Origin of the sequence: Bacillus sp. FSL R5-0434, from assembly GCF_038004745.1 — a bacterium.
GTDB lineage: Bacteria > Bacillota > Bacilli > Bacillales > Bacillaceae > Bacillus > Bacillus halotolerans.
Window position 1 is genome coordinate 3500882 of record NZ_JBBORV010000001.1, and the last position, 21276, is coordinate 3522157.

A 21276-nucleotide genomic window follows, 5' to 3' on the forward strand; every position below is an offset into this window, starting at 1 on the left:
CTTCTCTTACAAAACTAAAGATATCCGGGGAGGATTTTATCATTGAAAAAAATCGTGTCTATCCTATTTATGTTCAGTTTGGTTATGGGCTTCAGCCAGTTTCAGACATCAACTGCTTTTGCAGCTGACAAAGTGGTTCATGAAACAATTATCGTGCCAAAAAATACAACATATGACGGGAAGGGACAGCGGTTTGTAGCAGGAAAAGAATTGGGTGACGGAAGCCAATCCGAAAACCAAAAGCCTGTTTTTCGTGTGGAAGACGGAGCAACTCTGAAAAATGTAGTGCTCGGAGCTCCTGCTGCTGATGGCGTGCACACTTATGGAAACGTTAACATTCAGAATGTGACGTGGGAAGATGTCGGTGAGGACGCGTTAACTGTGAAGAAGGAAGGAAAAGTAACCATTGACGGCGGTTCTGCTCAAAAAGCTTCTGATAAAATCTTTCAAATCAATAAAGCCAGCACGTTTACAGTGAAAAACTTCACTGCGGATAACGGCGGAAAGTTTATTAGACAGCTGGGCGGGTCGACCTTCCATACCGATGTCATTATCGACAGATGCACCATCACAAACATGAAGGAAGCGATTTTCCGTACGGACAGTAAAACGAGCACTGTCACCATGACGAACACAAGATACTCCAACGTCGGCAAGAAATGGATCGGCGTCCAGCACGTAACGGAAAAAAACAATACCCAATTTTAATATACAGAAAAAGCCCGCGCTATTTATTCAGCGGGCTTTTTATTCTTTCCTGCATTTCTTCCCTTGTGTATATGATTTTCATCGGATTTCCGCCGACAAATGCTCCGGCTGGCACATCCTTATGGACAAGCGTTCCGGCAGACACGACTGCGCCATCCCCTATTTCTACGCCTGGCAGAATGGTCGTGTTGGCTCCGATCATCACTTCGTCTCCGATCAGGACTTTACCGGTTCGATACTCCTGAATTAAATACTCATGGGCCAAAATGGTCGTATTGTATCCGATGATTGAATTCGTTCCGACTGAGATCTTTTCCGGAAACATAATATCGGGCATCACCATGAGGGCAAAGGATGTCTGCTTTCCGACCTTCATCCGCAAAAATGTACGGTACAGCCAGTTTTTCATCCCTATAAACGGTGTGTATCTCGCGATTTGAATGATCATGAAATTCTTCACTACCTTCAAAAAAGGCACCGTTTGATAGACATGCCACAGTGAGTTAGCACCTGATACCGGATGCCGATCTGTTTTTCTCACAGATTACTTCACTCCAACGATTTGTAATAGATCACTCATTTTCTCAAGCATATAGTCAGGCTCATGTTTCGCCAGCGCTTCCGGGCCTTTAATCGTCCAAGCGACCCCGGCTGTTTTTGTGCCGGCGTTTTTACCCGCCAGAATATCATGATAGTTGTCGCCGACCATGATGGCTTCCGCAGGCTCGCTTCCCAGCTGTTTCAGCGCCAGCAGAACAGGCTCGGGATCAGGTTTTGCCATCGTGACGTCATCAAGTGTAACAACGGTTTCGAAAAATTCGCCGATGCCCGTCAGCTTAAGGCCCATATTGACAGTATCTCTTAATTTTGTTGTCACAATTCCTAATGTAAAGCCTGCTTTTTTTAGTTCATCCAGCGTTTCATAAACCGTTTCATATTCGGTGACAAGTGTGTCATGCATCTGGTGATTGTATGTTCTGTACATGCTGATCATATCTTCAGTTTTCTCAGCATCCATTGAAGAAAACGTTTCAAAAAGAGACGGGCCGATAAACGCAAGCACATCTTCACGTTTATAGCGGCTCGGGTAATAATGCTCCAGCGTATGCAAAAATGAAGCGATAATTAATTCATTCGTATTAATAAGGGTTCCGTCTAAATCAAACAGAATTGTCGTAACTTGTTTATCAGTCATACTGCTTCCTTTCCAACCGCTGAGGGTTTCCATTTTTTCCACGTATACGATATAGCCATCGTCAGCAGCACAGCCGTAGTGACCCGGATCAGCAGAAGCGGCCAAACCGGAATGCCAAGCGGAATAAAGACAAGTGTATCTTCAACGACGGCATGGCAGGCAACGAGAAAAATAAAGGCCAGTGTCATGTCGCGCCTGCCAACGCCGTCATCTTCGACTGCTTTAATCATGACACCCGCTCCGTAGGCCAGACCGATTGTCAAGCCGGCCACCATTGTCATCGAGGTATTTTTATTCATGCCGAGCATCTGCGTAAACGGAGACAGCCACTTCGAAAACGTGTGCAGCCAGCCTAAGTCTCGCATAAATTGAATGATGATCATCAGCGGGATCACAATTGCCGCCAGCTGCAAAACGCCAAGACCGGCTTTCATTAAAGCCTCGGCCAGCATCGCCAGCCAGCCGTCAGGCGCATCACCCCTTGCAGCGATAAAACCGTACTGCGCCGTTTCCTGCCCGCCATGCCAGATGAGATTGATGACGATTGCAGAAACAGCTGCCAAACCAATGCGCACTGCCAATATGATGCCAATCCTGATCCCGACCTTTGCTGCGACTGTCGATTCGATAATCAAGTTATGACAGAATGAAAGCATCACCGCTAAGATAAAAACTTCCTTCACGGATAAATCCAGTGTCAATATCCCGGCAATCCCCGCGTACAGATTCAGCATATTCCCAAGAACAAGCGGGATCGCCGCTTCACCGGAAAGCCCGAACAGGCCCATTACCGGTGTGATCAGCCGTACCAGCCAATCCATGACAGGCGTATGCTGAAGCAAAGTGACCACCAGCGTTACCGGAAAAATGACTTTGCCGAGTGTCCATGTTGTTTGAAGACCTGCCGCAAAACCGGCCAGAAAAATCTTCTTCATCCCTCATCCCCCTTTGTTACCGTCTACTCTGCGTAACGTTTCGCCGAGTACCCCTTGACGCGTCTGAAGATGATGGCTGCTACAGCCAAAACAATCAATACGATTGAGATCACCTGAGCGATGCGAAGCGAACTTGTCAGCATTAAGCTGTCAGTCCGCATTCCTTCAATAAAGAGCCTTCCGATTGAATACCAAATGATATAGGTTAAAAACAGCTCGCCTCTCCGCAAATTCGCTCTGCGCAAAAGCAGCAACATAATAACGCCGACAAAGCTCCATAGTGATTCATATAAAAAAGTAGGATGATAATATTGGCCGTTGATGTACATTTGATTGATGATAAACTCAGGCAGGTGCAGGTTTTCTAAAAAGGCTCTGCTGACCGCCTCCCCGTGTGCCTCTTGATTGACAAAGTTTCCCCAGCGGCCGATCGCCTGACCGAGCAAAATGCTTGGCGCCGCGATATCCGCAAGCTTCCAGAAAGAAATGTTTTTCACTCTCGAAAAGACATAGCCTGTCAAAATGGCACCGATTAAGCCGCCGTGAATCGCGATGCCGCCCTTCCAGATTTTTATGATTTCCCCCGGATGTTCGGCATAATAATCCCATTCAAATGCAACGTAATAAATCCGTGCGCAAATAATCGCGATTGGGATCGCAAAAAGGACGAGATCGATAAAAATATCTTTCTGCAGTCCTCGTTTCTCACTTTCTCTCATGGCAATCCAAAGCCCCAGCAAAGCACCGAGGCCGATAATGATTCCGTACCAATGGACGGCTAACGGTCCCAGCTGAAACGCTATCGGATTGAGTGGTTCTATCGCTTCATTCATTTATTGCCAACTCCTATTCGTCTTGTTCACCGTCTTCGATGACATCCGCCAGCTTGTTGGTAAATTGCTCAGCGGCGTTTAAGCCCATCCGCTTCAATCTGAAGTTCATAGCAGCCACTTCAATAATGACCGCGAGATTTCGTCCCGGACGGACAGGGATCGTGAGTTTTGTAATTTCTGTATCAATGATTTTCATTGTTTCTTCTTCGAGTCCAAGGCGGTCGTATTGCTTGCCCTGCTCCCAGAGTTCAAGATTCATGACAATTGTAATTCGTTTATTGCTTCTGACCGCACCGGCACCAAACAGCGTCATGACGTTTATAATGCCGAGCCCTCTAATCTCAAGCAGGTGCTCAATGAGCTCAGGGGCGTTTCCGACAAGGGTATCCTGATCCTCCTGCCGAATTTCAACACAATCATCAGCAACAAGGCGGTGGCCTCTTTTCACAAGCTCCAACGCGGTTTCACTTTTTCCGACGCCGCTTTTCCCTGTGATCAGCACCCCTACTCCATATATATCGACAAGCACACCGTGAATGGCTGTGGTTGGCGCAAGTCTGCTTTCTAGGAAGTTGGTCAATCGGCTTGACAGTCTTGTCGTTTTCAAAGGCGATCTGAGGACAGGCACGCCGTTTTTCTCGGAAGCGTCAATGAGCTCCTGCGGGATAGGCATATCTCTAGACAGAATAATAGCTGGTGTTACATCCGTGCATAGAGAGTCCATTCGCTGCTTTTTATCCTCTTCCGGCAGCTGTTCAAAGAAAGAGAGCTCTGTTTTCCCCAGAAGCTGTACGCGCTCCCTGGGGTAATATGTAAAATATCCGGCAATTTCAATGCCTGGTCTTGATAAATCGCTCATCGTAATCGGGCGGTTAATTCCTTCTTCTCCGCTGATTAATTCCAAATGAAACTGTTCCATTACATCTTTTGTCCGAACCTTTGCCACGATATGTTCCTCCTGTTCCGGGATAACCCGAGCTTGCTCAACAATAATTTCATTTTATCACTTTCGGGCTTGAACCTAAAACAGATTTTATAAAAGACTGGCAAACGTGTCAGCTGGTCTAGATCACTAGTCTGAAAAAGAGTAAAATAAACGTATTCATATTCCAGAAAGGCGGATCATTCATGGCAGATAGTCTTCTTCTCAGCGGAATCAGTATCGTGACAGAAAATGAAGTGATCAAAAACGGCTATGTTGGGGTCAAGGACGGAAAAATCAGCGCTGTCTCAACAGAACGGCCAAAAGAGCAATACGCAAAGGAAATTCAAGGCCCAAAGGATGCCGTATTGCTTCCGGGGCTGATTGATATTCATATTCACGGCGGCTATGGCGCAGATACAATGGATGCGAGCTTTTCCGCGCTCGATGCCATGTCCTCAAGACTGCCTGAGGAAGGCACAACGAGTTTTTTAGCGACAACCATCACACAGGAGCACGGCCAAATTTCTCAAGCTCTGGTAAATGCGAGAGATTGGAAGTCTGCGGAGGAATCCTCTTCCTTAGGTGCGGAATTGATCGGAATTCATTTGGAGGGTCCCTTTGTTTCACCTAAAAGGGCCGGAGCGCAGCCAAAGGAATGGATCAGGCCCTCAGATCTTGCACTTTTCAAGAAGTGGCAGCAGGAGGCAGGCGGACTGATCAAAATCGTCACGCTTGCGCCGGAGGAGGACCAGCAATTTGAGCTGATCCGTTATTTAAAGGATGAGTCGATTATCGCGTCAATGGGGCACACGGATGCAGACTCCGCATTACTTTTGGAAGCCTTTGAAGCAGGCGCCAGCCATATGACTCACTTATACAATGCGATGAGCCCGTTTCATCATCGTGAACCCGGAGTAATCGGGACAGCCCTCGCACATGAGGGGTATGTCACAGAGCTTATTGCTGACGGTATCCACTCCCATCCGTTAGCGGCAAAGCTTGCTTTTTTAGCAAAAGGCAGCAGCAAGCTTATCTTGATCACCGATTCGATGCGGGCGAAAGGGCTGAAAGACGGAGTCTACGAGTTCGGCGGACAGAGTGTGACAGTAAAGGGAAAAACAGCTCTTCTTTCGGACGGGACGCTTGCCGGTTCGATTTTAAAAATGAATGAAAGCGCCCGGCATATGCGCGCGTTTACGAATTGCTCTTGGACGGATATAGCAAATATAACTTCAGCAAACGCGGCCAAACAGCTTGGCATCTTTGACCGAAAAGGCAGTATAACAGAGGGAAAAGATGCGGATCTTGTAATTGTCAGCAGTGAATGTGAGGTGCTTCTCACCGTTTGCCGCGGAAACATTGCATTTACATCCAAGGAGGCTGATCATATATGAAAGTAATCGAATGTCAATCGTATGAGGCATTAAGCCAAAAAGCTGCCGGCATTGTGGCTGAAACAGTCAGGGAAAAGCCTGATGCCGTTCTCGGTTTAGCAACAGGCGGGACACCGGAAGGCACGTACCGCGAGCTGATCCGCCTGCACCAAACAGAGAATCTTTCTTTTCAAAACATCACCACGATTAATTTAGATGAATACGCCGGGCTTTCCGGTGATGACCCAAACAGCTATCACTGCTATATGAATGACCGTTTCTTTCAGCATATCGACAGTCAACCGAGCCGGCATTTTATTCCTGATGGAAACGCAGGTGACCTGGAAGCCGAGTGCAAACGCTACGAACAATTGATTGAATCACTTGGCGGAGCGGACATTCAGCTGCTCGGCATCGGCCGGAACGGGCATATCGGCTTTAATGAACCAGGTACATCATTCCAGTCCCGCACACATGTCGTGGCATTAAATGAACAAACCCGTCAGGCCAATGCCAGATATTTTCCCTCCATTGACAGTGTGCCAAAAAAAGCCGTTACAATGGGAATTCAAACGATTCTCTCAAGCAAGCGGATTCTTCTGCTTATCTCCGGCACAAGCAAAGCCGAAGCTGCCAAACGGCTGCTGGACGGACAAGTCAACGAGGAATTCCCTGCGTCTGCTTTGCATCTGCATCCTAACGTTTCGGTTTTGATTGATCAACAAGCCGCGGAATTCAGGCATTGAAAGGATTTTCGCTATGAATATCGATAAACAATCTCCTATCCCGATTTATTATCAGATTATGGAGCAATTAAAAGCCCAAATAAAGAGCGGAGAGCTGAAGCCGGATATGCCGCTTCCTTCCGAGCGGGAATATGCCGAGCAATTCGGGATCAGCCGGATGACAGTGCGCCAAGCGCTTTCTAATTTGGTCAATGAAGGTTTTCTCTATCGCCAGAAAGGCCGGGGCACCTTTGTCAGCAAGTTAAAAATGGAGCAAGCGCTCCAAGGGCTTACAAGCTTTACCGAAGATATGAAAAGCCGCGGTATGAGGCCGAGCAGCAGGCTCATCGATTATCAGCTTATCGATTCGACTGAGGAGCTGGCCGCCATACTAGGATGCGGGCACCCGTCCCGCATCCACAAAATCACACGGGTTCGGCTGGCGAATGATATTCCTATGGCGATCGAAGCCTCACACATCCCATTTGAGCTGGCAGGTGAATTAAATCAGTCTCATTTCAAGTCTTCGATTTACGAGCATATCGAAAGGTACAACAGCACGCCGATTTCCCGCGCCAAACAAGAGCTTGAACCGAGCGCCGCAACACAGGATGAAGCAAGCATGCTCGGCATCCAAGAGGGGGCGCCAGTCCTGTTGATTAAACGAACAACGTATTTGCAGAACGGGACTGCTTTTGAGCATGTAAAGTCTGTATACAGGGGCGACCGTTATACTTTTGTTCACTACATGGATCGGCTGTCATAAAAAATCTCCAACCCCTTTTTAAGGATTGGAGACACGGCGAAAATCAAACTGGTCTGGCGCTGGACGATAGGTTTCTTTTTTCGTCTTGAACTTCCAGATCGGTGATTTCGTTTTTCCGTTAAAGCTGTCTTCCACAATGGTGTACCAATAATAAACAGAACTCGGCTCTAGATTCTCCCAAAGGAATTCGGCGGTTTCCCCGCTTTTCACTTTCTCGCGTTTTCCGAGCTGTTCGTTTGTATAGACATTGCATTCAAAATAATCGGTTTCTACTCTTTTCATTCTTGGCTTCAGATCAAGCTCCAGCGTAAACTCATCCTTGTTGCCGTAACTATCTGTATCATAAAAGTTTTTATCATCCAAATACGGAGAGTATGTGGATACATGCACCACATTGTTTGCCTGGTCAAACTGCATCAAACGCAAATACCCCTGGCCGCCCTCGGGCCCGCCCTGATAATCAGCAAGCATTTGATGTACGAGACGATCCGGTTTTCCGTCTCCGTCATCATCCAGCTCATCTGTTTTTCTCATCGCGCTGTGATAATGTCCGCTTAACACCATCACGACATTCGGGTTCGGCTTGACAACTTTCTTGAAAATTTTCTCGCCGATCGGGCTTCTGTTTCCGCTTACGAGTAAATATTCATGAAAAGCTAAGACAGCTGTCCTGTCAGGGTGCTTCTTCAGCACTTGATTCATCCATGCGATGTCTTCGTCCGTGATGCCCCAGCCCATGTACAGCATGATATAATCATTGCCGCTGCTTGATATGAGGTCATAATGCCCGCGGTTATTTTTGTACGATTCGCCATAATGCAGTCTCTTATCGAAACGGTGGCTGCCAAAGTATTTGCCAAATGCCCTGTAGGAGCCGTCCTTATGACCGACATCGTGGTTTCCGGCCAGCACGCCGTAAGGAATTCCGCTGTTGTCCAGGACACGCATTGATTGATCAGCGTTTCTCCACTGTCTGATATCCGCGGAATCATCTACAATATCCCCTGTATGAAACACGTATTTCGTATTCAGCTTCCTTTGGGTATTTTTGATCCATGCAGTCTGCTTATCAAAAATATGCGGATAGCTTTTTGCATAATACTGCGTGTCTGACATCCAGACAAAGGTATACATATCCTTCGCAGGAGGAATTTCGTCCTGAACAATGATATTCACCTTAGATTTCCGTACATAATCGGAAGCGATGACAGACGCCTTTAGCGTGAACTGTTTGTCATCTTTGGCAACGAAGCTGTCAATCGGCTGCCACTGGCTTGTCCGGTAATTCCAAGCGTACATTGTCACTTTTCTCCCCGGCAGAGAGCTTCCTCTCCAAACGGCTTCAGCCAAATCATTCTCATCAATGGACGGGTCAACCGTCACTTCAAAACGGTGATAAGGAAAAAGCTCCTTCTCTTCAGTTGACACTGTTTTTCCGTCAGCTCCTGACACCCGATTCATTTCTTCATTGGTAAACGGCGTCTCGCTTTCCGGGACAAAGCTCTTCGGAGGTTCAGTCAGTGACGCATGCTTAAAAATTTTCACATTATTTCTGTTTTGCGCCGTATATTGAAAGCCTCTGTAAAAAGACACATCCATCGCGTCATTCGTCGGATCCTTCACCCGCACCGAAAGCTTGGCTTTGTGCGTATCGGCATCGCTATTTACGATTTCCGGCTGGTCCGGATGCTCCCGCTCTGTCTTAAATGTCCGCTCAATAACCGTTTTATTGCCAGCCAAATCTGTTGCTGAGACTTTCAGCGTGTGTTTGCCCGGAGACAGCTCAGAAGTGGACGTATGATACGGGAGCGTAATGCTGTCACCATCTAAAAATGCCTCTGTTTCCTCTATTTTGCTCCATTTATCAAACATATCTGCCTGCAGAACCAGGTTTCCTTTATACGACTGTCCGTCCGTCACATTCGGTTCGATGTGCGGCCCTGAATTATCAACCCGCACTACAAAACTCAGGTTTTCATTCCCGTCGCTTACTGCAATATGATGGGCTCCTTCAGTCAGTTTCTCTGTATCCCACTTCAGCAGCTGTGACGTAAACAGTCCGTCAGGCAAATGAAATTGAAACGGCCAGCTTTTATTTGAGCGCTGATTATCCCCAATAAAAAGCTCCTTCTCGGGAGAAATACGCTCATCCCTGATCACCGTTCCATCCGATAATACCAATCGGGCATTTTTGACTAAAAAGTCATCACGGTTTTCAGCCGTATCAAACGGAGATACCTTTGAACCCGATCGTATCGTGATACGCTGCAGCTGCTTCCCTTTTTGAAGCAGCGTCTCCGGCAAAGGGACAGAATAGGTGCGGTATTTATTTGTCGTATCATCGAAGACTTTTAGCACCTTGCCGTCCATCGTTACAGCATTTTTAAAGTAAAGGTTCGTTTTTCGGGTATCGAACGCAAAATATACTTCTTTTTCCATGGCGGGCTCTGTCAGTTGTTTTTTTCCGTCAATCCACAACTTAATGCTGTCAGTCCGCCCATCCGTAGTCGCTTTGAGAAACTGTGTCCCCGAAAGTGTATCTCTGTTTTCTATATTCATCCGCAAACCGTGCGACTTGCTTGTTTGCTTAATATCAATCATTTTGACAGGCGTCTTCGCTTCATTAATCCCGTCACCGGCTACGACGTAATACTCAAGCTGATCCATCCCGATCAGCTCAGGTGAGTAGACAATATAATGGTACAAATGATCGTTGCGGTCTTTTTCAGCGAAAATGCGTTTGAACGGTTTGTTTTCATCTGTCCGATAATAAAAGGCGGCCGTTTTCACTAAACTGCGGTCACGTATGTCAGCCCGCAGTTCAATGCTTTCAGCCGGACGGACAGGCTTGCGGTCTGTTAAATCTTCTATAACCGGCTTTTCTTTATCAAGCATCATTTTTCGTTTTTGCTCTGGAACCTGCGCCTGTAAAACCGAGCCTGGCGACGGATTTTTTTCTGCTATTGAAATGTTGAGCAGTTCCGCTGTTCCATCGAGAGGATATTTATAAAGCACAGACGACAGGCGGCGCAGCGCATGCTTTCTGTAGTGCGCAACTGAAATATCCTTCCCTGTATTCGTCGATATCGCAACCGCACGCGGCCGGGTATTCGCCATGCCCTCTGTTCCTTCCAGCACCAACAGATTTTCCCCTTCTCTCAAATGTGTCTGATAGTGCCGGTTAAAATCATCCGCTGTCAACTCAGGATGTCCGGCAGGCTTGAGCCAAAATACACAGGTTTCGCCAGAAGGAATGACGACCCGCTGATCAGGTCTCCAAATCAAATCGGAGTCCGGCCCTTCCTTCGGATAGCGATAGCGGATGTGATAATCTTTAAAATCAATTGTTCTGTCGGTTGTATTATATACCTCAATAAATTCATAACCGTCTGTACGCCCGGTATTTTTTGTATCAACCGCAAGCTCGGTGATCAGCAGCTCCGGGATATGGGCGAGATCAGCCTGAAATCCATCCAGCTTCAGTGTCTTCGTTTCTGACTCCACCTGCTGCTTTCCATTCGAGAACACAATGTAATACTCGAGCTCGCTATTCCAGATTGACCTCTTCGGAATTTGCGCCAAAAACTGGCGGATAGCTCCAGGGGTTGGGTCCATCGGCACCATTTTATAGCCCAGTTCATTGCTTTGTTTATAAAACAAAAAGGCAGAAAACGATTGATACTCACTGTCACGCACGTGCGCCTGAATGATCAGGTTGCCCTTCATTTCAGCCTTCACTTCAATTTGAGGAGGGTTTTCAAGCAAGGGTATGTAATGAGGCGTTTGAAACGGCTCCTGCTTTATGACGGGCAAGGCCCTCGCTTCATGATGGCCGCCAGACTGAACAAACAGAAAAGACAATAATAAAGAAGCGATGACTGTGTATTTTCTCATCACGACACCTCCCTTTTACGTATTTTGCGTCTGAACAGGGAAGCTTATGAGTTAATTTTTGTGCAAAAAGAACAAAAAGATATCTGCACCTTGAAGTTCCACTATTATCCAATAAACCGAGGTTAGTTAAACCGGTTAACGATAAAATCAGAGAGGCAGATTGATGAATAACAGCATTCATAATGAATGATTTCAAAGCGATACAAGAGTTCGCATTAAAAAGAGATAAGCACGGTACAGCTTCCATCTCATTTACCTCTTAAAATGAGATGGATTATTGATAGACAGCACTTAAAGCTTCAACGGATCATTTTCAGCAATAACCTTTTTTCGTTTCATAGACGATTATCATAATTAATGTTTATCAGTAAACATCGGTCATTCCATCCCTTATTCTGCCATGTGTCAATATCATCAGCCCTAAAAAATTGAAAATAAGTGTAAATGCCATGGTTATTACACTATTTTTACTGGTCATTTTTCAGCTTCTTTAAGCACCAGCAATTGACAACAAAAACAAGTACAGATAAAATAAAATCGTTCACCGGTAAACAATTTTTATTATTTCCTGGTAAACCATTCATTCAAAGAAAGAAGGTAGCCTATGTCCGGTCTGACAAAACAGCTGATATACGACATATACGTTCGGCTCCTGCATCTTAATGAACAAAAAGCGAATACTTCACTTCAGCAGTTCTTTAAGGAGGCCGCAGAAGAAGATGTGATTGATGTTCCCAAAAACATCACTAGCATCCATGTCATTGACTGTATTGGCCAACATGAACCGATTAATAATACGGGAATTGCCAAAAAAATGAACTTATCAAAAGCGAACGTAACGAAAATCAGCACAAAACTGATCAAAGAAGAATTTATCAATAGCTATCAGCTGACTGATAACAAAAAAGAAGTCTATTTCAAATTAACCCGTAAAGGCAGACAGATTTTTGATTTGCATGAAAAACTGCACAAAAAAAAGGAGCTGGCATTTTACCAATTCCTTGATTCATTCTCACAAGATGAACAGCATGCTGTATTGAAATTTTTAGAACAGCTTACCTCCAGACTTGAAGCTGAGCAAACAGATGATACTTCAGAGAAACCTGTAAAGTAAAAAAGGGGGTTGTTCTTTATGGCTCAAACGAAATCAAAAGCAATGCTGATCTTGTATATTGTTTGTTTCAGCGCATTTTTTGCTTCTTTAAGCCAAAATATATATTCACCCATCATCCCGATTATTAAAGAATCTTTCCATGTCTCTGTAACCCTCGTAAACCTGACAATTTCAGTTTTTATGATTGTGACAGCCATTATGCAAATTATTTTGGGCCCCATCATCGATTTTAAAGGCGCGCGTTATATCTTGCTTGCCGGAATACTGGCAACGGCGGCAGCCAGTTTCGGGTGTGCCATCACCACTGATTTTACTTTGTTTCTTATTTTTAGAATCGTACAGGCAGCCGGTTCCGCAGCACTCCCTCTCATTGCAGCCACCACAATCGGCCAGCTATTTACAGGCAGTGATCGCGGAAATGCCATGGATACGTATCAAATGCTGCTTTCGGCCGCCCCGGCTATTGCTCCTGTTCTCGGGGGGTTTCTCGGCGGTGCTTTCGGACACGAAGGGATCTTTTGGATGCTGACGGTGATCTCTGTTATTTTATTAGCAACAAACAGCATTTTCTTCCCTAAGGATTCTCATAGCGCACCAAAGCAAGATGCAAAATCAGGCAGTTTGCTTGCTCATTATAAATCCATTTTCACAAACAGAGCTGGAAATGTCATTTTGACCTTAAGCTTTTTTCTCTTTTTCATTTATTTTGCGGTTATTGTCTATCTTCCGATATTGCTGACGGAACATTATCATATGGATGTACAGATAGCGGGACTGTTATATTTGCCTCTGGCGTTAAGCACAATCGCTGGTACCTTTCTGTTTAAAAACATACAGGCAAAAGTTCCTTTAAGTACATTGTTTGTCTACAGCAATTCAATTGCAGCGGTCAGCATCATTTTATTTGCTTTTACCCATTCCGTCTCGATCATTCTTATGGCTCTCACATTGGCGCTGTTCGGTGTCTCGATGGGGGTTATTCCTCCCCTGTATTCCACGATGATCACCAATGAGTTTGAACACAACAGGGGGAGCGCGATCGGAATCTTTAACTTTGTCAGATATACAGGTATGGCGGCCGGCCCGATGATATCAGCTTATCTGTTGACACGGATGCCGTCTGTCATGTCCTTTGGCCTTTTGGGTATCGCATTTGCCATATTGAGCTTTTGCCTTCTGCCGTATATGCATCAGGCGAAACATGACATCAAACAAGAAAAACATCTTATGTAAAAAAGCTGCCATTTGTATGGCAGCTTTTATTTTTTTCGAAGCGGTTCTAAAATGCCTTTTTGAATCAGCAAATGGAACACCGACAGGACAACAGATGCCAAGATGGCTGATCCGAAGCCGTCAATTTGAAAACTGTCACCCATAATGGACGCTGTCATCATCAAGGTGATGGCATTAATCACAAACAAAAAGAGACCCAGCGTCACAACTGTGACAGGCAGCGTAAAGATAATCAAGAGCGGTTTAATCAGCACGTTTAAGATTGATAAAATGAGGCTGGCAATAATCGCTGCCCCGATGCTGCTGATATGAATGGAATCAATGTAACCGTCAATGACGATTAATAATAAAGCATTTACTAAAATGCTGACTGCCCATTTGACCATGTTACTTCATATCCCTTTCTGACGGAACAATAAAAATCCAAATGATATATATGAGCAGAACAGGAATAACGCTTGTCATAACGGCTAAAATGACGGTTATCACTCTGAGGAGTGACGCATCCCAGTTGAAATACTCCGCCAGGCCGCCGATGACGCCGGCCATTTTCCTGTTTTTTTCTGAACGATATAATCTATTCATTCGATCACCTCTGTGTATACTTTAATTTGATGGCGCCAGTTAATGATTCGGAGAAAACGGCGATGTTTTGATCATGTGCTTGATTAGAAGTGAACATCATTTCTTTTTGAATGGTATCATTTTTTTCTTTCAGCATGTCAACATCTATTAATTCGTGGGACAGCGAGCCGAGATTGCTTTTCAGTTCAGCCTTCACCGCAAGATCATCCGGAATCGACAGCTCCACATTTCCAGTCGTCGTTTTTGTGTAAATCGAGCGGCAGTCTGATTCTGTTACAGTAATCGCGATATTTCCGTTAAAGCTTTGAACATCAATGGATTCGCTTTTTCCGCGCAGATCAATCAGCCCGTTAATGGTTTCCGCTTCTATCGTGCCGCAATTGTGATTGGCTAGCTTAATTTGGCCGTTCGCCGTTTCTGCCGAAGCTTTTTCAGCCGTCAAATTCGAGAACGACAGCACGCCATTTGTCGTTTTCGCCGAGAACTCTTTTACATGTAAATGTTCCCCTCTAATCGGTCCGTTAAACAGCTTCACCCGAATCTTATCATACTCCTTCTGAGGAATATACAATGTGACATTGGTTTTCATCGTTTTCTTTTCTGTACGGATAAAAAACTTATTTCCTTTGATTTCACATTCAATATGCTGAAGAAAAGCGTCTCTTGCTGCTTCTTGGCTGTCAGTGCGATATACCTTCGCCTGGCATTCCGCTCTGATATCCTCGTCTTCCCACGGAACAATATTTACGCTGCCGTTTGCGATCTGGAGCTCCACACTGGAAAAATCAGTATCCTTAAATTGAAAAATATGCTGTACGTCAAACGAATGCCCGAAGTTTAAATCAAGATCAACTTCTTTGACCTTTTTCACAGCAGAATCAATCCAATCGAACAGCTTCGCCCCTAAAGACGGCTTGTTGCCCTCTTTTTTGGCCGCTGTGAATGGCTCATCCTCTTCATGAACGTTAACTGACAGAGCCGTGATTTTTTCTTCTTTTTCCTTATAGTCGCTGTCGAGCTTTTCAATCAGCGTCAGTGCTTCCTGTGCCGTCAGCTTTCCTTCCTCCACAAGCTTGAGGATTCGTTCCTTTTCCTGCTTCATTCGATCTCCTCCCTATGATCTACTTATGCTGCACGCAGCACCTTAATGCCCTGAATGACGTTCCAAATGATAATACCGAGTACAACTAAGAAATAGACGATGACTCCGCCAATCATCACAAAGACAGGCAAAACGCTTTCCCCATCAATGGCAATAGCCCCGCCAAGAAAAGCGATAAATAAAACCAGCCAGCCGGCAAAAGGAACAATGTGAGAAAGCAGAGAACGTATCGCGTGACGTTTTGTCTCTTTCTCATCAACAACAAAATAAGCGACAATCGGCACAATGACCGGCGCGATAAAGACGCTGAAATAACAAAGTGATGCAATTATGGCTTGGTTACGGTTCAATTTATTCCACTCCAATCGTTAATCATCCGTGACAATAAGTCAGGACGTTTTACTTAGATAGATATACGTATAAAACCTCCAGAGGTTTCAAAATCATCCTTTAGACATGCTTCCATTTACGGAAATTGGATTTTAAAAAGTTTTAGAAGTAGAATCTTTCAGCCGTACCGATTACAATATGTAAAAAGCTTACGGCAATCAAGGAGGCTGGACAAGCAATGGAGAAAGATCCCAGTGACTATACAGTAACACAAGAATCCGTTTTAAAACTGATTCATGAACAAAAAAGAATGAACCGTGAAATGTTAGCCGAGCTTGAACAGATTCACGGGCTTCTTCCCATCTCTCATGACATTCAATATATAAAAGTTCTTCTGGACAGCAGCAGCACTCATATTGTTCAAGATTTAATGAATGTGAGCCGGCAGCTGTATAAGAAGACGTTTTAATAAATACTGCAAAGAAAAGTGAAAACCCTCTGAAAAGAGGGTTTTAAGATGTTGCAGTTTCTTTCGCTTCCAAGAGTGACTTCATGCGTTTTTTGTCACGCTCCATAACAGGCTTCAAATAACGCCCTGTATAGGACTCTTCCACTTCAGTGATTTCCTCCGGTGTTCCCGACGCGACAATGGTGCCGCCTCCGGCTCCGCCTTCGGGCCCCAGATCAACAATATAATCAGACGTCTTGATGATATCAAGATTATGCTCAATGACAAGCACTGTATCCCCATTATCAACCAAACGCTGAAGCACGACAAGAAGTCTGGCGATATCGTCGACATGCAAACCTGTTGTCGGTTCATCTAAAATGTACAGCGTGCGGCCGGTTGAGCGTTTATGCAGTTCAGATGCAAGTTTCACCCGCTGCGCTTCACCGCCTGACAAGGTAGTCGCCGGCTGGCCGAGCGTAATATAACCAAGACCAACATCGTACAGGGTTTGGAGCTTGCGCTTAATTTTCGGGATATTTTCAAAGAAAGAAAGAGCATCTTCGACCGTCATATCAAGCACATCAGAAATGCTTTTTCCTTTGTATGTCACTTCAAGTGTTTCCCGGTTGTAGCGTTTGCCGTGGCACACTTCACATGGCACGTATACGTCAGGAAGGAAGTGCATTTCAATTTTTATAATCCCGTCTCCGCGGCAGGCTTCGCATCGTCCGCCCTTCACGTTAAAACTGAAACGGCCTTTTTTATAGCCGCGGACTTTCGCTTCATTTGTCTGTGCGAATACATCGCGAATATCATCAAAAACACCGGTGTATGTCGCAGGATTTGACCGCGGCGTTCTTCCGATCGGCGCCTGATCAATATCAATGACTTTGTCTAAATGTTCGAGGCCTTTGATTTCTTTATGGCTGCCTGGCTTCGCTTTTGCTTTATGAAGCTTTTGCGCTAATGCCTTGTGAAGTATTTCATTGACGAGGGTGCTTTTCCCCGATCCTGATACACCCGTAACCGCTGTAAACGTCCCTAGCGGAAACTTGGCATTTGCCTTTTTCAGATTGTTTTCTGAAGCGCCTTTAATCTCAATATAGCGGCCGTCCGGTTTTCTTCTTTCGGGAGGCAGCGGGATAAATTTCTTCCCTGATAAGTAACTGCCTGTTAACGAATCTTGATCTGCCATGACTTCTTCCGGAGTTCCCGCGGAAATAACTTGTCCTCCGTGGATGCCCGCACCCGGGCCGATATCAATTAAATAATCGGCTGCCATCATCGTATCCTCATCATGTTCTACAACGATCAGTGTGTTCCCCAGGTCTCTCATGTTTTTCAGCGCGCTGATTAAACGGTCGTTATCACGCTGGTGCAGACCAATTGATGGCTCATCTAAAATATAAAGCACACCGGATAACCGCGAACCGATTTGAGTTGCCAGCCTGATCCGCTGCGCCTCTCCCCCGGACAATGTTCCCGCTGCCCGGCTCAGTGTCAGATAATCAAGTCCGACTTTATCCAGAAAGCTTAAACGCTCCACAATTTCCCGCAAAATCAGATCGGCAATCTTCATATCCTTTTCAGAAAGCGTAAGGTCTTTGAAGAAATCAAGGGCATTTCCGACAGACAGCTCGGTAATTTTTCCGATGTGACGTCCGTCGACCAGCACCGCAAGCGCCTCTTTCTTTAGCCGATACCCTTTACAAGTCGGACAAGCCTTTTGGGACATATATTGCTCCATCTGCTCACGGATGAAATCCGAGCCTGTCTCCTTGTAGCGTCTTTCAATGTTGCGCAATACGCCTTCAAATTGGATTTCACCTTCGCGTATTTGCCCGAAATCATTTTCGTAACGGAAATAAATCAGGTCATCTCCGCTTCCATAAAGGACTTTATCCAGCTGATGCTTCGGCAGATCCTTTACCGGCACATCCATATCAATGCCGTAATGGGTGCAGACCGCTTCAAGAAGCTGCGGATAATATTGTGAGCTGATCGGCGTCCAAGGGGCAATTGCATTCTCTTTCAATGACAAATCTTGATTGGGAATAACAAGATCTGCATCAACTTCGAGCTTCATACCGAGACCGTCACACGTTGGACACGCTCCGAATGGGCTGTTGAATGAAAAAAGCCGCGGCTCAAGTTCACCGATTGAAAATCCGCAATGCGGACAGGCATGATGCTCACTGAACATCAGCTCTTCCTCACCGATCACATCAATCATGACACGCCCTTCACCTAATCGAAGCGCTGTCTCCAATGAATCCGACAGACGGGCTGCTACGCCTTCTTTTACCACAATCCGGTCAATGACAACCTCAATTGAATGTTTTTTATTCTTTTCTAATTCGATCTCATCAGAAAGCTCGGCCATCTCGCCGTCAATTCTGACTCTGACATAGCCTTGTTTTCTGATCTGCTCAAGCGCTTTTACATGAGCGCCTTTTCTGCCGGACACAATCGGCGCCAGCACCTGAAGCTTCGTCCGCTCCGGATATTCCAAAATCCTGTCCACCATCTGCTCAATGGTCTGTGACGTGATTTCAATTCCGTGCTCCGGGCAATGCGGCTTTCCTACTCTCGCATACAAAAGACGCAGATAATCATAAATTTCCGTTACCGTACCGACAGTAGATCTCGGGTTTCGACTCGTTGTTTTCTGGTCAATGCTGATGGCAGGAGAAAGCCCTTCAATCGCATCGACATCAGGCTTATCCATTTGCCCTAAAAACTGGCGGGCATAGGCGGATAACGACTCAACATATCGTCTCTGCCCTTCTGCATATATGGTATCAAAGGCAAGGGAGGATTTCCCTGACCCAGACAGTCCTGTAACAACGACAAGCTGATCTCTCGGAATGGTTACATCAATATTTTTCAGGTTGTGCGCCCTTGCTCCCTTCACCTCAATCCGATCCATAGCCATTCTTTCATCATCCTTCCGCTTTTAACTCTAAAAGTAAATCGCGAAGCTCCGCGGCTCTTTCAAAATCAAGCGCCTTGGCGGCTTCCTTCATTTCGTGCTCCATTTGTTCGACGACTTTTTGACGCTCTTTCTTCGTCATTTTCGACAGCTTCGGCGCAGCTTTTGTTTTATACTCCGCTTTGTCCTCAGCAGCCACAGTCGCACGAATCACGTCACGAATTTCTTTATTAATCGTTTGCGGCGTAATGCCGTGTTCTTCGTTAAACCGCTCCTGCTGCTCGCGCCGGCGTTTCGTTTCATTAATTGCAATTTCCATAGACTTCGTCATTTTATCGGCGTACATGATGACACGGCCTTCCGCGTTCCTCGCCGCCCGTCCGATCGTCTGAATAAGCGAACGCTCCGAACGCAGGAAGCCTTCCTTATCCGCATCCAAAATCGCAACCAAGGATACTTCCGGAATATCAAGCCCCTCTCTCAGGAGGTTGATGCCAATGAGCACATCATGCTTGCCGAGACGCAAATCACGAATAATTTCGATCCGTTCAAGCGTCTTAATTTCTGAATGCAGATAATTAACCTTGATGCCGATTTCTTTTAAATAATCGGTTAGGTCCTCTGACATCTTCTTCGTCAAAGTCGTTACAAGCACCCGTTCATTCCGTTCAACTCTCGCGTGAATTTCACCGATTAAATCATCAATCTGGCCTTCAATCGGCCGCACGTCAATAAGCGGGTCAAGAAGCCCTGTCGGACGGATGATCTGCTCTATCATTTCATCTGTATGTTCAATTTCATACGGCCCTGGTGTGGCTGACACATAGACGATATTGTGCATATGCTTTTCAAATTCTTCAAACCGGAGCGGGCGGTTATCAAGCGCTGACGGAAGACGGAATCCGTGATCCACCAGCACCTGCTTTCTCGCCTGGTCTCCGTTAAACATGCCGCGCACCTGAGGAATCGTCACGTGCGACTCATCCACCACAATCATAAAATCGTCAGGAAAATAATCGAGAAGCGTATACGGCGTTGAACCCGGCGGGCGAAGCGTCAAATGTCTTGAATAATTCTCAATGCCGGAGCAGAATCCCATTTCCCGCATCATTTCAAGATCGTATCTCGTCCGCTGCTCTAAGCGCTGCGCTTCCAGAAGCTTGCCGTTTTCATGCATGACCTTCAGCTGCTCCTCAAGCTCCTTCTCGATATTTTGAATCGCTTTTTCCATTTTTTCGGCCCGCGTAACGAAGTGGGATGCCGGGAAAATCGCGATATGTTCACGGTCGCCTAAAATTTCTCCGGTCAGGGCGTCCACTTCCCTAATCCGTTCAATTTCATCTCCGAAAAACTCGACTCTTACACAGTGTTCATCACGGGATGCCGGGAAAATTTCCACTACATCTCCGCGCACACGAAATGTACCGCGCTGAAAATCAATGTCGTTACGGGCATATTGAATGTCAACAAGCTTTCTAAGCAGCTCGTTGCGCTCAATTTCCATTTCAGGACGCAATGACACAACCATTTCACGGTATTCTTCAGGCGAACCGAGACCGTAAATACAAGACACACTCGCAATGATAATCACATCTCTCCGTTCAAACAGAGACGATGTAGCGGAGTGTCTAAGTTTATCAATTTCATCATTAATGCTGGCATCTTTCTCTATAAATGTATCCGTTTGAGGCACATACGCCTCCGGCTGATAATAATCATAGTAGCTGACAAAATACTCGACAGCGTTGTTCGGGAAAAATTCCTTAAACTCGCTGTAAAGCTGTCCGGCAAGGGTTTTGTTATGGGCAATGACGAGTGTCGGCTTATTGACCTCTTTAATCAAATTGGACACCGTAAATGTTTTGCCCGTTCCTGTTGCACCCAGCAGAGTCTGATGCTTCTTGCCCTCCTGAATGCCTTTGACAAGCTTTTCAATGGCTTTCGGCTGATCTCCCTGGGGCTGGTATTTTGAGACTAACTCAAAGCGATCTTTCACAAATAAGCCTCCGTTTCTTTAACGAAATCTTCCTATAGATATAGTAACACAATGGAAAGCAAAATCACCAAAAATACGAACTAAAGTTCGGTGGTTTTTTATTTCCAGCTGTTTTCATGTATAAAAAACCTGCTTTTAAAACGTAAAAGCAGGAATTCATCTTTATATTCATTATGTCC

At 45.6% G+C, this 21276-nt stretch carries 19 protein-coding genes; 7 read left to right on the top strand and 12 right to left on the bottom strand.

Annotated elements, in window-relative coordinates; all coding sequences use genetic code 11:
* The first annotated feature begins 42 nt into the window (after window positions 1-42).
* The gene (gene pelC, locus NYE43_RS18280) at window positions 43-708 is read left to right on the top strand and encodes a pectate/pectin lyase PelC (protein ID WP_010332018.1); all 666 of its coding nucleotides are present in this window, start codon (window positions 43-45) and stop codon (window positions 706-708) included.
* Window positions 709-727: 19 nt separating this feature from the next.
* Here pelC and hprF read toward each other — a convergent pair whose 3' ends face one another.
* The 5 genes from hprF to hprK are packed head-to-tail and all read right to left on the bottom strand — an operon-like array spanning window position 728 to window position 4617.
* Window positions 728-1249, bottom strand: coding sequence for a heptaprenylglyceryl phosphate O-acetyltransferase (hprF, locus tag NYE43_RS18285; RefSeq protein WP_095712936.1), 522 nt, complete (start codon window positions 1247-1249; stop codon window positions 728-730).
* 3 nt (window positions 1250-1252) lie between these two features.
* Window positions 1253-1903, bottom strand: coding sequence for a pyrophosphatase PpaX (gene ppaX / locus NYE43_RS18290; protein ID WP_024122986.1), 651 nt, complete (start codon window positions 1901-1903; stop codon window positions 1253-1255).
* Window positions 1900-2838 (bottom strand): nucleoside recognition domain-containing protein, encoded by a 939-nt coding sequence (locus NYE43_RS18295; protein ID WP_024122987.1) that lies wholly within the window; start codon window positions 2836-2838, stop codon window positions 1900-1902. The genes ppaX and NYE43_RS18295 overlap by 4 nt, the downstream gene beginning before the upstream one ends.
* Window positions 2839-2861: 23 nt before the next feature.
* Window positions 2862-3671, bottom strand: a complete 810-nt coding sequence (lgt, locus tag NYE43_RS18300) for a prolipoprotein diacylglyceryl transferase (RefSeq protein ID WP_103671274.1) — start codon at window positions 3669-3671, stop codon at window positions 2862-2864.
* Between the two features lie 13 nt (window positions 3672-3684).
* Entirely contained in the window at window positions 3685-4617 is a 933-nt protein-coding gene (gene hprK, locus NYE43_RS18305) for an HPr(Ser) kinase/phosphatase (RefSeq protein ID WP_010332023.1), read from the bottom strand.
* Window positions 4618-4799: 182 nt separating this feature from the next.
* Between hprK and nagA the strand changes: the two genes are divergently transcribed.
* Genes nagA through NYE43_RS18320 form a run of 3 tightly spaced genes read left to right on the top strand, consistent with a single transcriptional unit; the run spans window position 4800 to window position 7460 of the window.
* Window positions 4800-5990, top strand: a complete 1191-nt coding sequence (nagA, locus tag NYE43_RS18310; protein ID WP_341062326.1) for an N-acetylglucosamine-6-phosphate deacetylase — start codon at window positions 4800-4802, stop codon at window positions 5988-5990.
* Window positions 5987-6715 carry a glucosamine-6-phosphate deaminase gene (gene nagB, locus NYE43_RS18315; protein WP_341062328.1) on the top strand — a complete coding sequence of 243 codons (729 nt, stop codon included), beginning with the start codon at window positions 5987-5989 and terminating at the stop codon, window positions 6713-6715. The genes nagA and nagB overlap by 4 nt, the downstream gene beginning before the upstream one ends.
* A 13-nt stretch (window positions 6716-6728) precedes the next feature.
* The gene (locus NYE43_RS18320; protein WP_101859884.1) at window positions 6729-7460 is read left to right on the top strand and encodes a GntR family transcriptional regulator; all 732 of its coding nucleotides are present in this window, start codon (window positions 6729-6731) and stop codon (window positions 7458-7460) included.
* A gap of 18 nt (window positions 7461-7478) precedes the next feature.
* Here the strand turns inward: NYE43_RS18320 and NYE43_RS18325 are convergent, their stop codons facing one another.
* Entirely contained in the window at window positions 7479-11354 is a 3876-nt protein-coding gene (locus NYE43_RS18325; RefSeq protein WP_341062330.1) for a metallophosphoesterase, read from the bottom strand.
* A gap of 604 nt (window positions 11355-11958) precedes the next feature.
* On the opposite strand from NYE43_RS18325, the gene NYE43_RS18330 reads away from it, so the two are divergent.
* Together NYE43_RS18330 and NYE43_RS18335 are read left to right on the top strand one after the other, a co-directional pair.
* Window positions 11959-12468, top strand: coding sequence for a MarR family transcriptional regulator (locus tag NYE43_RS18330; RefSeq protein ID WP_341062332.1), 510 nt, complete (start codon window positions 11959-11961; stop codon window positions 12466-12468).
* Window positions 12469-12486: 18 nt separating this feature from the next.
* Complete coding sequence (locus NYE43_RS18335) at window positions 12487-13701, top strand: MFS transporter (protein WP_341062333.1); 1215 nt, start codon at window positions 12487-12489, stop codon at window positions 13699-13701.
* A gap of 26 nt (window positions 13702-13727) precedes the next feature.
* Here NYE43_RS18335 and NYE43_RS18340 read toward each other — a convergent pair whose 3' ends face one another.
* Genes NYE43_RS18340 through NYE43_RS18355 form a run of 4 tightly spaced genes read right to left on the bottom strand, consistent with a single transcriptional unit; the run spans window position 13728 to window position 15738 of the window.
* Window positions 13728-14087, bottom strand: a complete 360-nt coding sequence (locus tag NYE43_RS18340; protein WP_010332033.1) for a phage holin family protein — start codon at window positions 14085-14087, stop codon at window positions 13728-13730.
* A 1-nt stretch (window position 14088) separates the two neighbouring features.
* Complete coding sequence (locus NYE43_RS18345) at window positions 14089-14286, bottom strand: PspC domain-containing protein (RefSeq protein ID WP_024122997.1); 198 nt, start codon at window positions 14284-14286, stop codon at window positions 14089-14091.
* A 4-nt stretch (window positions 14287-14290) separates the two neighbouring features.
* Complete coding sequence (locus tag NYE43_RS18350) at window positions 14291-15388, bottom strand: DUF4097 family beta strand repeat-containing protein (protein WP_095712927.1); 1098 nt, start codon at window positions 15386-15388, stop codon at window positions 14291-14293.
* 23 nt (window positions 15389-15411) lie between these two features.
* Window positions 15412-15738, bottom strand: a complete 327-nt coding sequence (locus NYE43_RS18355; RefSeq protein WP_103671267.1) for a hypothetical protein — start codon at window positions 15736-15738, stop codon at window positions 15412-15414.
* A 218-nt stretch (window positions 15739-15956) separates the two neighbouring features.
* Here NYE43_RS18355 and NYE43_RS18360 point away from each other — a divergent pair, with 218 nt between their 5' ends.
* A complete protein-coding gene (locus NYE43_RS18360; RefSeq protein ID WP_341062335.1) occupies window positions 15957-16187 on the top strand; it encodes a hypothetical protein in 231 nt (76 codons plus the stop codon).
* A gap of 43 nt (window positions 16188-16230) precedes the next feature.
* On the opposite strand, the gene uvrA is transcribed toward NYE43_RS18360, so the two are convergent.
* A complete protein-coding gene (gene uvrA, locus NYE43_RS18365) occupies window positions 16231-19104 on the bottom strand; it encodes an excinuclease ABC subunit UvrA (protein WP_106019629.1) in 2874 nt (957 codons plus the stop codon).
* A 7-nt stretch (window positions 19105-19111) separates the two neighbouring features.
* Window positions 19112-21097 carry an excinuclease ABC subunit UvrB gene (gene uvrB / locus NYE43_RS18370; protein ID WP_010332039.1) on the bottom strand — a complete coding sequence of 662 codons (1986 nt, stop codon included), beginning with the start codon at window positions 21095-21097 and terminating at the stop codon, window positions 19112-19114.
* Between the last annotated feature and the right edge of the window lie 179 nt (window positions 21098-21276).